The following is a 15,166-nucleotide window of genomic DNA, read 5'->3' as shown; positions in this document are numbered from 1 at the left end:
CAGAAACAGCCGGAACAAATTGCGCTGTTTGCGTATAAAGATGCCGTCCCCTTTTTTGCCGTTTTCCTCTTAACCATTTTCTGATAAACTATAATGCCGGGTGAAGCATCTTATTTGCGGGCAGGCCCTGTCTGAATTATGATAAGAATAACCCGAATAAAAACCCTTTTCATTGGTTGATGAGGTATAGGAAAAGAAAGGACCGGTCTGATTTGAATACATTGATTCAAGAAGCCATAAAATTAGTTGAAGCAGGTGAAACCGAAAAGGGACTCAAAGCGCTTTCAAAAGCTGAAACAGAGCTTCATGACGAAGACAAAGCCATTGCAGCCCAGCTCTACTATGAATGGGGAAACGCCGAAAAAGCGTTAGCGCTGATCAGTGATCTGCATGACCTTTATCCGGATGAGTCTGAGCTGACGAATTTTTACGCCGAATTGTTAATAGATATTGATGAAGAAGAAAAAGCTCTTGAGGTGCTGGAGACGATTTCTCCGGAAGACCCGTCTTACGCGGAAAGCCTTCTTTTAATGGCTGATCTGTATCAGATGCAGGGCTTATTTGAAGTAAGTGAGCAAAAGCTGTTACAGGCGAAAGCGATGTTACAAGATGAACCTGTTATTGATTTCGCTCTGGGGGAATTATACTTCACTCAGGGGTCATACGCAAAAGCCGTTCCGTACTATGAAGAGACGGCAAAAGAACGGCACGAAATCGGCGGCGTAAATGTTCATCAGAGGCTGGCTGAGTCATTGAGCGCGGCGGGTGAATTTGAGGAAGCGATTTCATGGTATGAAAAAGCGGCGGCAGAACATACAGAACCGAATACGATTTTCGGGTACGGGTTCACAGCCTATCAGGCGGGAATGGTCAAAACAGCCATCAAGCAGCTGTCTGATTTAAAAGGGCTTGACCCTTCCTATTCATCGCTTTATATGCCGCTTGCAAAAAGCTACGAGGCAGAAGGCATGTATGAAGATGCATTAAAAACCGCTAAAGAAGGTATTACTTACGATGAATACAATAAAGAGCTTTTTCTCTATGCGGCGAAAATGGCGTTAAAGCTCGGCAACGAAGAGGAAGGCAAAAAGCTTCTTCAGGAAGCGCTGGCGCTCGATCCGGGTTACGTGGAAGCGCTCCATACGCTTTTAGCCGTCTATCATAAAGAAGAAAGCTTTGAAGAGATTATTGATCTGATTCAGGAAGTCCGCGGCTACGGAGAAGAAGATCCGAAATACAATTGGTATTTGGCGGGTGCCTATACAGGCCTTGAGCAATACGCTGAAGCGAAAAAAAGCTTCGAAGCTGCGTATCTCCATTATCAGGATGATCGGGATTTCTTATATGAATACGCTCACTTCTTATTGGAAGAGGGTCTCCAGAAAGAAGCGCTGCCGCTTTTAAAACAAGTGCTTTCAATGGATGGAACAAACGAAGAGCTTGAAGAAACAATCTTACGGATAGAGGATGAATTTTTAAGATAAGCAGGATTTTGGACCATGCTTGCTGAATGTATAAGTGATGTCAGATTATACGATCGATAGAGGAGGGAATTACATGCAGACCCCTGTTTCTGTCAATGAAAAAAAGGATTTTATCCGTTGGTTTTTAAATCATTATCAGCTTAAACGCCGGGAGTGCGTCTGGATTTTAAATTATTTAATGAGTCATGATTCATTAATGGAAAAAGTCCATTTTGTAGAACAAGCCGAATTTTGCCCGCGAGGCATTATCATGTCCACTCATTGCGTTGATGAGGTGCCGTTTAGGTTTTACAAAGAAAATGTCATGACTACGGACGCGGAAAAATCTTTTCACGACATCCGGTTAAATAAACAGCAGGATTTATTTATCCAGCTGAATTTCCGTTCGGCCTACAGCTCACCGGAATATGCCGCTGTTCTTGAATCAAATCCGCATCTGCCGAAAGACCTGTTTGAAAATAAACAGGATCAGGGGATGGCTGAAAAAATATTAGAACATGCCATTTCCACTTTCCAGCGGGAAAAGCTGCTTAAAGATATAGACGAGGCGCTGGACCGCCACGACAAAGAAACATTTGAAAAGCTTTCCCGCCAATTGAATCAGCTCACATAAATGACAGCCTTGCAGAGTATGCAAGGCTTGTTGCGTAAAGAGGAGGAACGAGACATGAGATGGAGGGCCGCTGATGCCGATGCCTATTTACAATCTGCGGATTACATTGATACCGCTGTCATTCCGTTAATTTCCATAACATCTTCAGGAGGCTTAAAAGAGGCCGTTGAACAGGGGGAAAGCACCCAATTGCTTTCTGAAGAGCTTGAGCGCCAATTGAAGGGACGGGTATATTTATTCCCCTCTTATACATATGTTGATATAGACCAATCACAAATCGCCCTGCTTCAAAAACTCAAAGAAGAGGTGATGACCAACTTCCGGCACGCCTTGTTCCTGACGGCAGACGAAAAATGGAAGGATTCTGAAATAGGGTCTGATGTCATATACATACCTGCCGTTCCGTTTGAACATATGAAAGACTCTTTAAAGAGAAAAATAGCGGATGACAAGTGCGGAGAAATTTTGAACGTTTTGTTACAGAAGTGGAACAATTCTTAAAAACTCCATACATCCCGCAAAACACCCGTTTTGCCTCTGTTGACCTTGCTGAAAGATTCATATATTATGAGGGTGTCAAATCTCTGAATTATTTTCTATTTTAGTTAATTTTTGGTCAATCTTTAGGGGGGGAAGAGATGGGCGGAAAACAAGATATATCAAGAAGACAATTTTTAAACTATGCGCTCACCGGCGTGGGGGGATTTATGGCCGCCAGTGCGCTTATGCCCATGGTCCGTTTTGCGCTGGACCCGGTATTAAAACCGACGGGAGATCAAAAAATGGTGCAGGTTGTCAGTGTGGATGAGCTGACGAAGGAGCCGAAGCGGTTTGACTTTAAAATTCATCAAGTCGACGCCTGGTACGAATCGGAAGAATCCAGGTCAGCCTGGGTTTACAAGCACGGGGATGAAATTATAGCGCTTTCTCCGATCTGTAAACATCTGGGCTGCACCGTAAACTGGAACAATGATCCTAAAAATCCGAACAAATTCTTTTGTCCCTGCCATTACGGGCTGTATGAAAAAGACGGCACGAACGTTCCGGGCACGCCGCCGCTCGCGCCTCTTGACCGTTATGAGCAAAAAGTAAAGGACGGCTTTTTGTATCTTGGAAAAGCAAAGCCTAGGGGGGAAGGGTGACATGCTGAATAAAATTTATGACTGGGTGGATGAACGTCTCGATATTACGCCGATGTGGCGGGATATCGCCGACCATGAAGTGCCGGAACATGTAAATCCCGCTCACCATTTCTCGGCTTTTGTCTATTGTTTCGGCGGTTTGACGTTTTTTGTAACCGTTATCCAAGTGCTGTCCGGGATGTTTTTAACGATGTATTATGTGCCGGATATAAAAAACGCGTGGGAATCTGTGTATTATTTGCAGAATGAAGTCGCTTTCGGGCAGATTGTAAGGGGTATGCACCATTGGGGCGCAAGTTTAGTCATTGTGATGATGTTTTTACATACGCTGCGGGTTTTCTTTCAGGGAGCTTATAAAAAGCCTCGGGAATTGAACTGGATCGTCGGTGTTCTGATCTTTTTTGTGATGCTCGGTCTCGGTTTTACAGGGTATCTGCTTCCGTGGGATATGAAGGCGCTGTTTGCGACAAAGGTAGGTCTTCAGATTGCGGAGGCGACGCCATTGATCGGAGCGCAGGTGAAAACTCTTCTTGCCGGCCACCACGATATTGTCGGCGCCCAAACGCTGACGAGATTTTTTGCGATTCACGTATTTTTTCTCCCTGCCGCTTTGTTTGCGCTCATGGGCGCCCACTTTGTCATGATCCGCAAGCAGGGAATTTCAGGACCGCTTTAATACTAATCTGATATAAAAGGGAGGGGATGACATGCACCGGGGGAAAGGAATGAAGTTTGTAGGAGATTCAAGGATACCGGCTGAAAAAAAACCGAATATACCGAAAGACTATTCAGAGTATCCTGGAAAGACAGAGGCGTTTTGGCCGAACTTCCTGCTGAAAGAATGGATGGTCGGGGCCGTTTTCCTCGTCGGATTTCTCGTTTTAACGATTGTGCACGAGCCGCCTTTGGAACGGGTGGCGGACCCGACGGATACAGGGTATATTCCGCTGCCGGATTGGTATTTTCTGTTTTTATACCAGCTATTAAAATATGAATATGCCGCAGGGAGCTACACCGTTATCGGAGCGATGATTATACCGGGGCTTGCCTTCGGGTCGCTGCTTTTGGCTCCGTTTCTCGACAGGGGGTCTGAAAGAAGGCCGTGGAAGCGTCCGGTTGCCGTCGGGATGATGCTTTTGGCGCTTTGCGCTACGGTCTTTTTAACGTGGCAGTCAGTCGCGACACATGACTGGGCGAAGGCGGAGGAGCAAGGGAAAATTAAAAAAGAAGCCGCCATTGATACTGAATCAGACGGTTATAAGGTATTTAAAGAACAAGGCTGTATTTCCTGTCACGGGGATAATCTTCAAGGGGGAGGCGCCGGTCCGTCCCTGGTCGATAACGGGCTGAGCCCGGAAGAAATTAAAAAAATCGCCGTCAAAGGGAAAGGGCAGATGCCAGCTGGTATTTTTAAAGGGAATGACAAACAGCTTGATCAGCTGGCGAAGTTCATTTCTGAAACGACAGCGAAATAACGTATTGTGAAGTAGACAACAGCAGGATATACTTTTATGAAAAGAGCTGACCGGATGTCAGCTTTTTTTGCATGATACATACTTTTTACGGACTGAGAGTTGATGGTATGAGGTGGATTTCTTATCTTTTAGGGTTGCGCGGCATGCTTCTGCTTGTTCTTGCCGTTAATTTTATCGGTACGGTGTACGGCTATTATTGGTATGTGCCGCAGCTTGCGGACACGCCGTTCCGATTTCTGATATTTGTGCCTGACAGCCCGACGGCGACGTTTTTCTTCCTGTTCGTGCTTCTGGCATTTCTCATGGGAAGAAACGCGCCGCTGTTTGAAGCGCTGGCTCTTGTAACCCTTGTAAAATACGGGCTGTGGGCGGTCGGAATGAATGTCTTTGTGCTGGTCAAAATGGGGCAGATGCCTTGGGAAGGGTACATGCTGATTGCTTCACATTTTGCCATGGCCGTTCAAGGCGTTTTATACAGCCCGTATTTTCGGTTCCGGTTATGGCATCTTGCCGTTGCCGCTGTTTGGACGCTTCATAATGATGTCATTGATTATCTTTTGGGCATGATGCCCCGCTACTCAATGCTCAATGACTATATGCAAGAGATCGGGTATGCTACATTCTGGCTGAGCATATTTTCACTCGGCCTTGCATACTATTTGGTGATTTCCAAAAGACGGATAAAGCTTGACTTACACTGATAGAATCTTGGTCTAACCTTGTCCCGCTCCTCATATTCTGTAAAGAGAAGGAGTGGGAGGGACCTCTATGAAACGAAAGCTGACGATCTGTCTTTTACTTGCTCTTATGTGTTTCATCACAACTGCCAAAGCTGAAGATGAGGGCGGTCTCAAGGAACTGAACGACCTTTCGGATACCGTTTTCCAAATGACGCGGCATTCGCAGTATGATGAGGCTCTGCAAGTGCTTGGCTACTTTAAGAAAAAAATGACACACGTAAACTCACTGAGCGGCGCCGAAGTCAGGCAGGTGACTCTGGGCTTTAATGATTTAGTGCGCGTCCTGAAACAGGCAGACGCCTCAGATACCGAAAAAATCCGGGCAGCCGCCCAGTTCAGGTTGGTAATGGATGCGATGGAAGACCACTCCGATCCGCTGTGGGGTTCGCTTGAAAGACCGATTATGGCGACATTCAGCGCCTTAAAAGAAGATGTCAGCGGAAACGGAAGTGAAAATTTCAATGAAAAGTGGAATGAATTTATATCATTATATGATTTAATTTATCCCAGCCTGACAATGGATGTGTCGGCCGGCCAGCTTGATACGGTGGCGAAACATATCGAGGTGATTGAGCAGGAAGGGTTTCAGCAGATGACAAAAGGAACAAAGCTTGAGCGTCTGACGCTCCTGCAGCAGGATTTAAAGCGGGTTTTTGACAAGGTGGAGCGGGATGACGCTGACCCTTCGCTGCTCTGGGTCATTCTGACAACAGGCGGTATCATTATTACTGCGCTGACATATGTCGGCTACCGAAAATACAGAGCGGAAAAAAAGAAAGAGAAAAAGCGTGAGTATCCTAAGTCTAAATAAACACAAATTGCTGTAAAGGAGCTAAGCCAGTGAAAAAACTCATCCAGCAATTGGCTTCAAAACACCTCCCGCAGCCGATCAGAGGCAGAAAAGGGGCGACTGACGAAGGACCGCGAAACCTCGCGCGTGACTTCCAGAATCCTGACATGCTCGTTCCGCCTTCAACGGATTCAGGAACGGTTCAAAACTTGAAATTCTCATTTTCTGATACGCATATGAGGCTTGAAGACGGCGGATGGTCCAGAGAGGTGACGGTCAGGGAACTGCCGGTATCCAAAAACATCGCGGCGGTGAACATGAGACTGAAACCGGGAGCTGTGCGGGAGCTTCATTGGCATAAAGAAGCCGAATGGGGATATGTGATTAACGGAGGAGTACGTTTAACTGCGGTCGATCAAAATGGGCGGAATTTTATTGATAACGTAAGTGAAGGGGACCTGTGGTATTTTCCTTCCGGCATTCCTCATTCCATTCAAGGATTAGAGCAGGGAAGTGAGTTTTTGCTCGTCTTTGATGACGGCTCTTTTTCAGAAAACAGCACCTTTTCAGTAACGGACTGGTTTGCCCATACCCCGCGCAGCGTGCTGGAGGCGAACTTCGGTGTTCCGGGTTATGAGCTGGCTTACATTCACAAGAAAGAGCGTTACATGTTCCAGCTGGAACCGCCTCCCCCTATTGAGCGGGCAGCAGTTTCTTCCCCGGAAGGCCCCGTTTTGGAGCCGTTCAGCTACAAGCTTTCCCGGCAGGAGCCTCTTGTTACCGGCGGGGGAAGAGTAAAGATTGTCGATTCAAAAACGTTTAAGGTGTCAAAAACGATTGCCGCAGCTCTTGTGGAGGTCGAACCCGGAGGCATGAGAGAATTGCATTGGCATCCCAATACGGACGAGTGGCAGTATTATCTTTCAGGAGAAGCGAAAATGACGGTGTTTGCGGCGGAGGGAAGAGCGCGGACATTTAACTATCAAGCGGGTGACGTAGGATATGTTCCTTTTGCAATGGGACATTATGTTCAGAATACCGGTGACACCGTGCTTCGCTTTCTGGAAATCTTCAAAAGCGACCGTTTCGAAGACGTCTCCTTAAATCAATGGCTGGCACTGACGCCGCAGCGCTTCGTCGAGCAGACGCTCAATGTCAGTCCGGCATTCGCCCGCCGATTGAAAAAGAAAAAATCACCGGTTGTCAAATGGAAACACGAACAGTAAAGGCGGCAAAAGCCGCCTTTTTATTATCGTCTGATCGGATTTTTATTTTCATCAAGCGTAAATCCTTCGCCGAGCACATCATGGACGTCGCTTACTGCAACAAAGGCGTGCGGGTCAACGGAAGTGATGACGCTTTTCAAAAGCACAATTTCGTTTTTCGGAACGACGCAGTAAAGAACGTCCCTGTCTTCTTTTGTATATGATCCCTGTCCTTTTAAAACGGTGACGCCGCGCTCCATCTCTTCAATGATTTTTTGCTGGATCAAATCGTTTTTCGAAGAAATAATCGTTGCCCCTTTTGCGGCATAGCCGCCTTCCTGGATAAAATCAATCAATCTCGCAGCGACAAAAACGGCTACAAGCGTGTACATCGCTTCCTTGTAAGAAAGATACGTAAACAAAGAAAGCAGAATGACACAGGCGTCAAAGGCAAACATCGTCCGGCCCATCGGGATTCCGAAAAATTTGTTGATCAGCCTGGCGATGATATCGACCCCGCCCGTCGTGCCGCCGTATTTAAAAATAATGCCGAGACCCGCGCCGATAAATACACCGGCGAACAAGGCGGCCAGCGCTAAATCATGGGACAGCGGCATATGAATTTCGTAGCGCTGAAAAACACTCAGAAAAACAGAAAGAGAAACGGTGCCGATCAGGGTATAGACAAACATCGTCCGGCCGAGCATACGCCAGCCGATGAAAAAGATAGGAATGTTCAATACCAGGTTGGAAATAGAAGGGCTGATGTGGAATAACGCATATAAAAGCAGCGTAATGCCGGTAAATCCGCCTTCCGCCAAATTGTTCTGCATATTAAAGTGAACCAGTCCGAATGAAAAAACAGCGGCGCCGATTAAAATAAAGCAAATGTTTTTGATTCTGATTTCTCCAAGCATTGCATCAAACCCCTTTTCCTTCCATAAGATTGCGTAAATATTATAGTGGATACAAAAGAAAACAGCAAACTGCCGTTTTTAACATTTGTCAAATGTACTTGAATTAGCTAACATGGAAGAGATGACAGGAGGTATTCGCACAGTGAGTGACAAAACGATGAAAGACTTACAAGCTGAGGTCGATGAATATATCGGCCAATTCAAAGAAGGCTATTTCAGCCCGCTTGCCATGATGGCCCGTCTCACGGAAGAACTGGGCGAACTTGCAAGAGAAGTCAACCATTATTATGGGGAAAAGCCGAAGAAAACGACGGAAAATGAGAAAAGCATGGAAGAGGAAATGGGCGATGTGCTGTTCGTCCTGATCTGCCTCGCCAACTCCCTTGATATTTCATTGGAGGAAGCTCATAACCGCGTCATGCATAAATTTAATACACGTGATAAAGACCGCTGGACTAGAAAAGAAGAAGGAAAGTAGGAGAAACCATGTCAAATGAAACCATTAAAGTCGTCATTGCCGGACCGAGAGGCAGAATGGGCCAGGAGGCCGTAAAACTTGCCGTCCGCACGCCTCATTTTGAGCTTGTCGGCGCCATTGACCATACATACGATCAGCAAACATTGCGGGAAGTGATGTCAGCTGATTCAGACGCTCTTATTTATACGGATATCCGCGCATGTTTCCAAGAAACAAAACCGGATGTGCTGATCGATTTGACAACGCCTGAAATCGGCAAAAAACATACGAAAGCCGCTCTTGAACACGGCGTCCGCCCCGTTGTGGGAACGACCGGATTTTCTGAAGCGGATTTAGAGGAGCTTCAAGCTTTGACTGGAGAAAAAGGAATCGGCGCCATCATCGCTCCGAACTTTGCATTGGGCGCGGTGCTGATGATGAAGTTCTCACAAATGGCCGCCAACTATTTTGAAGATGTAGAAATCATTGAGCTTCATCATGATCAAAAGCTGGATGCCCCGAGCGGAACGGCGCTGAAAACAGCGGAAATGATCTCAAGCGTCCGTACAGAAAAGCAGCAGGGCCATCCTGATGAAAAAGAAATTCTGCCGGGCGCCCGCGGTGCTGAATTAAACGGCATCCGCCTTCACAGCGTGCGTCTGCCGGGCCTTATCGCCCACCAGGAAGTCATGTTCGGCATGGACGGCCAGACGCTGAAACTGCGCCATGACTCCTATAACCGGGCTTCCTTTATGTCAGGAGTGAAGCTGTCAGTGGAGCAAGTGATGAAAATCGACCAGCTTGTATACGGACTCGAAAATATTATCGACTGAATCGGCAAGGGGGAGAACATCAAATGAAAATTGCTTTGATTGCTCACGATAAAAAAAAGCAGGATATGGTTCAGTTTACGACCGCATATAAAGATATATTGAGCCATCATGAGTTATACGCGACAGGTACGACTGGCCTGAAAATCCAGGAAGCGACCGGATTGTCTGTTGAACGTTTTCAATCCGGCCCGCTCGGCGGAGATCAGCAAATCGGCGCATTGATTGCAGCAAATGCCCTGGATCTCGTCATTTTTCTGCGCGATCCGTTAACTGCGCAGCCTCACGAACCGGATGTCTCGGCGCTGATCCGGCTGTGTGACGTATACGCGATCCCGCTCGCCACAAATATGGGAACAGCGGAAATCCTCGTCCGGACGCTGGATGGCGGGGCATTTGATTTCCGCAATCTTGTGCGCGGAGGAGAACCGAATGTCTGAACACGTTGATATTCTGGCGTTCGGCGCCCATAGTGATGATGTCGAGATCGGTATGGGCGGCACGATCGCAAAATTTACGGCTCAAGGAAAAACCGCGGTGATATGCGATTTGACCGAGGCCGAACTATCATCTAACGGAACGGTAGGGATAAGAAAAGAAGAAGCGGCAAAGGCGGCCCGAATTCTCGGCGTAAAAGAGAGAATCCAGCTTACGCTTCCCGACCGCGGGCTTTTGAAAAGTGAGGACGGCATCCGCCGGATTGTCAGTGTCATCAGAGCCTGCCGGCCGAAAACCGTTTTCATGCCTTATCCGAAAGACCGCCATCCTGACCACGGCAATGCGGCGGCTTTGGTCGAAGAAGCAGTGTTCTCGGCGGGAATTCATAAATACAGAGATCACCAGGAACTGCCGGCTCATAAGGCTCAGCGCGTATACTATTATATGATCAACGGGTTTCACCGTCCGGACTTTGTAATCGACATAACGGAAACCATCGATCTGAAAAAAGAAAGCCTGCACGCCTATCAAAGCCAGTTTATTCCTACGGCGCAGTCAGTGAACACACCGCTGACCAACGGTTATATCGAAATGGTGGAAGCGAGGGAAAGACTGTATGGCAAAGAAGCCGGGACGGGGTATGCCGAAGGTTTCTTTTCAAAACAGCTTCCCGTTTTGAATGATGATGTTTTTGGGGGCGGACAATGAGACCATTAAAAATAGGGATTACATGCTACCCGAGTGTCGGAGGCTCGGGTATTATTGCGACGGAACTCGGCAAGCTGCTTGCGGAAAAAGGGCACCAGGTTCATTTCATCACATCAAGCATCCCGTTCAGATTAAATACATATCATCCGAATATTCATTTTCATGAGGTGGAAGTCAACCAATACGCGGTATTTAAATATCCGCCTTATGACCTTACGCTGGCGAGCAAAATCGCCGAGGTGGCCGCGAGGGAAAATCTTGATATCATTCACGCGCATTATGCGCTGCCGCATGCGGTATGCGCTTATCTCGCCAAGCAGATGCTCAAGCGTGACATCGGCATCGTGACGACGCTTCACGGTACGGACATCACCGTTTTAGGATATGATCCGTCATTAAAAGATTTAATCCGTTTTGCCATCGAAGCGTCCGACAGAGTGACGGCGGTATCAACCGCGCTTGCCGGAGAAACATATGACTTAATTAAGCCGGATAAAAAAATTGAGACCATCTACAACTTTATTGATGAACGTGTTTATCTTAAGAAAAATACAGAGAGTATAAAAGAGAAACATGGCATTTTGCCGGATGAAAAGGTCGTCATCCATGTTTCGAACTTCAGAAAAGTAAAACGTGTTAAAGATGTCATCCGCGTTTTCCGTAATATCGCAGCCAACACAAAGGCGAAGCTCCTGCTTGTCGGTGACGGGCCGGAAAAGTGCGTCGCTTGGCAGCTTGTCGAAAAATACGGACTGCAGGATCAAGTGTTGCTCCTCGGAAATCAGGACAGGGTGGAAGAGCTGTATTCCATCAGCGATCTTAAGCTTCTTCTGTCTGAAAAAGAAAGTTTCGGACTCGTCCTCCTTGAGGCGATGGCCTGCGGCGTGCCGTGCATCGGAACAAATATCGGCGGCATCCCGGAAGTGATTAAAGATCAAGTAAGCGGTTTTCTGGTGGAAGTCGGCGATATTCAGGCGGCATCTGAAAAAGCGCTTGCCGTTTTAGAAGATAAACAGCTCAGCAAACGATTGACTGATCATGCGCTGAAAATGGTGGAGACCGCCTTTTCTTCGCAAAGAATCGTCAGTCAGTATGAACGGATTTATGACGAATTGGCAGGACCGGAGTGATCTTATGGAACAGGAATTTGTCAAAGCCCTCCCCATCCTTCATCATCTGATGAAGGCGGGCCATCAGGCGTACTTTGTCGGGGGAGCCGTCAGAGACAGCTATATGAAACGAAAAATAGGTGATGTGGACATCGCAACCAGCGCTTTGCCGAATGAGGTGGAGCGTCTCTTTAAGCGGACTGTCGATGTAGGAAAAGAGCACGGCACCGTCATCGTCCTGTGGGAAGATGAAACCTATGAAGTCACCACTTTTCGTGCCGAATCAGAATATAAGGACTACCGGCGCCCTGAAGCTGTGCGGTTCATTACTTCTTTATCAGAAGACTTAAAGCGGAGAGACTTAACGATTAATGCGATGGCGATGTCTGCCGAAGGAGAGCTGCTTGATTATTTCGGAGGCGCACATGATATCGGACAAAAGCTGATCCGTACGGTGGGTAACCCTGAAGACCGTTTTCGGGAAGACGCTCTGCGGATGATGAGAGCCGTCCGCTTTATGAGTCAGCTCGGCTTTCTGTTAGAAAAAGATACAAGAGAGGCCGTCATAAAAGACAGGGAGCTTATGGCACATGTATCAGTAGAACGAAAGACCGTCGAGTTTGAAAAGCTGATGCAGGGCGCTTTCTCACAAGAAGCGATTCAAACGATGGTGCAGACAGGTCTGATACAAGAGCTGCCCGGCCTTTCCGGTTATGAGCAGCAAATGCTTGAAGCAAGCGGCTTTCCGTTTTCTTCTTTAGATGCACGCGAAGAACGCTGGGCAGCGCTGTTATTGTTTCTCGGTCTTTGTCCGAAAAGCGCCGAGGCGTTTTTAAAACAATGGAAACTGCCGGGAAAAGTCATAAAAAAAGCGGTGCAGATCATAAGCGTTTATCCGGCGCAGCTGGAAGCAGAAGCGATGTACCGGGCAGGAGAGGCGCTGTTTTCAGCCGTTAAAATCGGGATGCTGAAACAGCATAAGACGATTGATGAACAAAAGCTGAAAGAGGTTCAGAGCCTGTATGAGCAGCTGCCGATCAAAAGCCTTCGAGACCTCGACATTTCAGGCGCTGATCTGATGGAGCTCAGAAACCGCCGCGCGGGTAAATGGGTGGCCGAAGAACTTCGCCGGATTGAAGAAGCGGTATTGGCAGGGAAGCTTCCTAACCGAAAACATGACATAAAGGAGTGGCTCGCATCATGGGATCTACATTAAGAACCCGATTAATTGATTTATTTTCTGAGGCGGGTGACGGCTTTATCTCCGGGCAGAAAATAAGTGACGCGCTCGGCTGCTCGAGAACCGCCGTTTGGAAACATATAGAGGAGCTCCGCAAAGAGGGCTATGAGGTTGAGGCGGTCAGACGAAAAGGGTACAGGCTCATTAAAAAACCGGGGAAACTCAGTGAATCCGAAATCCGTTTCGGGCTGAAAACAGAGGTTTTGGGCAAACAGCTTCATTACCGGGACGTCCTGCCGTCCACCCAAAAAACCGCTCATGAACTTGCCAATGACGGCGCGCCGGAAGGGACGCTCGTAGTGGCCGATAAACAAACGGCAGGCAGAGGAAGAATGGCCAGAGTATGGCATTCACAGGAGGGAAACGGGATTTGGATGAGCCTCATTCTGAGACCCGACGTTCCTTTGCAAAAAACGCCGCAGCTCACCCTGTTATCCGCCGTTGCGGTCGTACAGGCCATCGAGGCTTTTACAGGTGTACAGGCCGCCATTAAATGGCCGAATGATTTAATGATTCACGGCAAAAAAGCCGTCGGGATTTTAACTGAGCTGCAGGCGGAAGAAGACCGTGTCCGTTCGGTTATTCTCGGGATCGGCATCAACGTGAACCAGCAGGAAACCGATTTTCCCGTCGAGCTTCAGGACATTGCGACGAGCCTGAGCATGGAAGCCGGCGAAAAAATTGACAGAGCGGGTCTGATACAAGAGATTCTGCTGACTTTTGAAAAACGCTATCAGGATTACTTGAACCACGGCTTTACACCGATCAAGCTGCTATGGGAAAGCTATGCGGTCGGACTGGGGAACGAGCTCAGAGCGAGAACGCTGCAAGGAACGTTTTACGGGAAATCGCTCGGCATTGATGATGAGGGAGTTCTTCTTTTGGAAACGAGAGACGGTATAAAGAAGATCTATTCTGCCGATATTGAGCTCAATTAATCTTAGTTGGTACAAGCCTCGTGAATTTGGTATACTTCCTATGGGCAGTATCATAATGAACTGCACCTGATCAGCAGAACAGAGATTACGAAAAGTCTGCCTTGATCCAAAAAAGGACTGGGACAGAGGGATGACATTCGCCGGACGTTAAACAAGTGGGAATCCTTCTTATTTTACAGAAGGCTTTTTTGCTTGCGAAGAATTGGCGGCTCATCTCCTCACCGTTTAGAGGAGGAGAAACAGAATGAAAACAAAACTGGATTTCATGAAAATGAAGGAAAACGGAGAGCCGATCGTGATGCTGACCGCTTACGATTATCCGCAGGCAAAGCTTGCGGAACAGGCGGGAGTCGACATGATTTTAGTCGGGGATTCGCTCGGAATGGTCGTGCTCGGACTCGATTCAACCGTCGGCGTAACGGTCAGTGACATGATTCACCATACAAAAGCGGTAAAACGCGGTGCGAAAAATACGTTTATCGTAACTGACATGCCGTTTATGTCTTACCACCTTTCAAAAGAGGATACATTGAAAAACGCCGCGGCCATTATTCAGGAAAGCGGCGCGGACGCGTTAAAGCTGGAAGGCGGAGACGGCGTTTTCGAATCCATCCGCGCGCTGACTCTCGGCGGAATTCCCGTCGTCAGCCATTTAGGCCTCACACCGCAGTCTGTCGGCGTATTAGGCGGATATAAAGTGCAGGGAAAAGATGAGCAAAGCGCGAAAAAGCTCATTGAAGACAGCATCAAATGCGAGCAGGCGGGAGCGATGATGCTCGTGCTTGAATGTGTGCCTGCTGAACTGACTGCTAAAATAATAGAAGAAGTATCCATTCCCGTCATCGGTATCGGAGCCGGTTCAAAAGCGGACGGCCAAGTCCTTGTCTATCATGACGTCGTCGGCCACGGCGTGGACAGAACACCGAAGTTCGTGAAGCAATACGCCAAAATCGACGGCACGATTGAGTCGGCCCTCAGCGATTATGTCCGTGATGTGAAAGAACGGGTTTTCCCGGAAGAAAAGCATTCCTTTCAGATAAACCAAACTGTGCTGCAAGGCTTATACGGAGGAAAGTAAGC

General features: G+C 47.7%; 18 protein-coding genes. 17 read left to right on the top strand and 1 reads right to left on the bottom strand.

Features of this window, described 5'->3' with window-relative positions:
- The first annotated feature begins 212 nt into the window (after positions 1 to 212).
- The 9 genes from NYE38_RS10995 to NYE38_RS10955 all read left to right on the top strand — a co-directional run bounded on the left by NYE38_RS10995 (position 213) and on the right by NYE38_RS10955 (position 7,470).
- Positions 213 to 1,484: a tetratricopeptide repeat protein gene (locus tag NYE38_RS10995; RefSeq protein WP_025649792.1), complete on the top strand. Its 1,272-nt coding sequence runs from the start codon at positions 213 to 215 to the stop codon at positions 1,482 to 1,484.
- Positions 1,485 to 1,557: 73 nt separating this feature from the next.
- Positions 1,558 to 2,097 carry a ReoY family proteolytic degradation factor gene (locus tag NYE38_RS10990; RefSeq protein WP_003153482.1) on the top strand — a complete coding sequence of 180 codons (540 nt, stop codon included), beginning with the start codon at positions 1,558 to 1,560 and terminating at the stop codon, positions 2,095 to 2,097.
- A gap of 54 nt (positions 2,098 to 2,151) precedes the next feature.
- Complete coding sequence (locus NYE38_RS10985; RefSeq protein ID WP_003153483.1) at positions 2,152 to 2,598, top strand: YpiF family protein; 447 nt, start codon at positions 2,152 to 2,154, stop codon at positions 2,596 to 2,598.
- A gap of 137 nt (positions 2,599 to 2,735) precedes the next feature.
- Positions 2,736 to 3,239 carry a ubiquinol-cytochrome c reductase iron-sulfur subunit gene (locus tag NYE38_RS10980; RefSeq protein WP_003153484.1) on the top strand — a complete coding sequence of 168 codons (504 nt, stop codon included), beginning with the start codon at positions 2,736 to 2,738 and terminating at the stop codon, positions 3,237 to 3,239.
- A gap of 1 nt (position 3,240) precedes the next feature.
- Positions 3,241 to 3,915 (top strand): cytochrome b6, encoded by a 675-nt coding sequence (locus NYE38_RS10975; protein WP_003153485.1) that lies wholly within the window; start codon positions 3,241 to 3,243, stop codon positions 3,913 to 3,915.
- A gap of 31 nt (positions 3,916 to 3,946) precedes the next feature.
- Positions 3,947 to 4,714 carry a menaquinol-cytochrome c reductase cytochrome b/c subunit gene (locus NYE38_RS10970; protein ID WP_003153486.1) on the top strand — a complete coding sequence of 256 codons (768 nt, stop codon included), beginning with the start codon at positions 3,947 to 3,949 and terminating at the stop codon, positions 4,712 to 4,714.
- Positions 4,715 to 4,821: 107 nt separating this feature from the next.
- Complete coding sequence (locus NYE38_RS10965) at positions 4,822 to 5,415, top strand: DUF1405 domain-containing protein (protein ID WP_017418031.1); 594 nt, start codon at positions 4,822 to 4,824, stop codon at positions 5,413 to 5,415.
- Positions 5,416 to 5,482: 67 nt separating this feature from the next.
- Positions 5,483 to 6,265 carry a sporulation protein YpjB gene (ypjB, locus tag NYE38_RS10960; protein ID WP_017418030.1) on the top strand — a complete coding sequence of 261 codons (783 nt, stop codon included), beginning with the start codon at positions 5,483 to 5,485 and terminating at the stop codon, positions 6,263 to 6,265.
- A gap of 29 nt (positions 6,266 to 6,294) precedes the next feature.
- The gene (locus NYE38_RS10955; RefSeq protein WP_101562226.1) at positions 6,295 to 7,470 is read left to right on the top strand and encodes an oxalate decarboxylase family bicupin; all 1,176 of its coding nucleotides are present in this window, start codon (positions 6,295 to 6,297) and stop codon (positions 7,468 to 7,470) included.
- A 23-nt stretch (positions 7,471 to 7,493) separates the two neighbouring features.
- On the opposite strand, the gene NYE38_RS10950 is transcribed toward NYE38_RS10955, so the two are convergent.
- The gene (locus NYE38_RS10950; RefSeq protein WP_003153493.1) at positions 7,494 to 8,366 is read right to left on the bottom strand and encodes a YitT family protein; all 873 of its coding nucleotides are present in this window, start codon (positions 8,364 to 8,366) and stop codon (positions 7,494 to 7,496) included.
- Between the two features lie 142 nt (positions 8,367 to 8,508).
- Here NYE38_RS10950 and NYE38_RS10945 point away from each other — a divergent pair, with 142 nt between their 5' ends.
- From NYE38_RS10945 to panB, 8 genes are all read left to right on the top strand, one after another.
- On the top strand, positions 8,509 to 8,844 hold the full coding sequence (locus tag NYE38_RS10945; RefSeq protein WP_003153495.1) for a nucleotide pyrophosphohydrolase: 336 nt from the start codon (positions 8,509 to 8,511) through the stop codon (positions 8,842 to 8,844).
- An 8-nt stretch (positions 8,845 to 8,852) separates the two neighbouring features.
- Positions 8,853 to 9,656 carry a 4-hydroxy-tetrahydrodipicolinate reductase gene (dapB, locus tag NYE38_RS10940; RefSeq protein WP_257988686.1) on the top strand — a complete coding sequence of 268 codons (804 nt, stop codon included), beginning with the start codon at positions 8,853 to 8,855 and terminating at the stop codon, positions 9,654 to 9,656.
- Positions 9,657 to 9,679: 23 nt separating this feature from the next.
- The gene (gene mgsA / locus NYE38_RS10935; protein ID WP_003153499.1) at positions 9,680 to 10,093 is read left to right on the top strand and encodes a methylglyoxal synthase; all 414 of its coding nucleotides are present in this window, start codon (positions 9,680 to 9,682) and stop codon (positions 10,091 to 10,093) included.
- Positions 10,086 to 10,799, top strand: coding sequence for a bacillithiol biosynthesis deacetylase BshB1 (gene bshB1, locus NYE38_RS10930; protein WP_014418244.1), 714 nt, complete (start codon positions 10,086 to 10,088; stop codon positions 10,797 to 10,799). Before mgsA ends, bshB1 begins: the two co-directional genes overlap by 8 nt.
- Positions 10,796 to 11,929: an N-acetyl-alpha-D-glucosaminyl L-malate synthase BshA gene (gene bshA, locus NYE38_RS10925; protein ID WP_020955989.1), complete on the top strand. Its 1,134-nt coding sequence runs from the start codon at positions 10,796 to 10,798 to the stop codon at positions 11,927 to 11,929. The genes bshB1 and bshA overlap by 4 nt, the downstream gene beginning before the upstream one ends.
- Before the next feature lie 4 nt (positions 11,930 to 11,933).
- A complete protein-coding gene (locus tag NYE38_RS10920; protein WP_094247831.1) occupies positions 11,934 to 13,124 on the top strand; it encodes a CCA tRNA nucleotidyltransferase in 1,191 nt (396 codons plus the stop codon).
- A complete protein-coding gene (locus NYE38_RS10915) occupies positions 13,109 to 14,086 on the top strand; it encodes a biotin--[acetyl-CoA-carboxylase] ligase (protein WP_070082025.1) in 978 nt (325 codons plus the stop codon). The genes NYE38_RS10920 and NYE38_RS10915 overlap by 16 nt, the downstream gene beginning before the upstream one ends.
- Before the next feature lie 244 nt (positions 14,087 to 14,330).
- On the top strand, positions 14,331 to 15,164 hold the full coding sequence (gene panB, locus NYE38_RS10910) for a 3-methyl-2-oxobutanoate hydroxymethyltransferase (protein ID WP_070082024.1): 834 nt from the start codon (positions 14,331 to 14,333) through the stop codon (positions 15,162 to 15,164).
- The last annotated feature ends 2 nt before the right edge of the window (positions 15,165 to 15,166 follow it).

Source organism: Bacillus sp. EU63, from assembly GCF_038592915.1.
GTDB classification, from domain to species: Bacteria; Bacillota; Bacilli; order Bacillales; family Bacillaceae; genus Bacillus; species Bacillus velezensis.
Note: the sequence above shows the minus strand (reverse complement) of the source record. Positions and strands in the feature narration are given on the sequence as shown.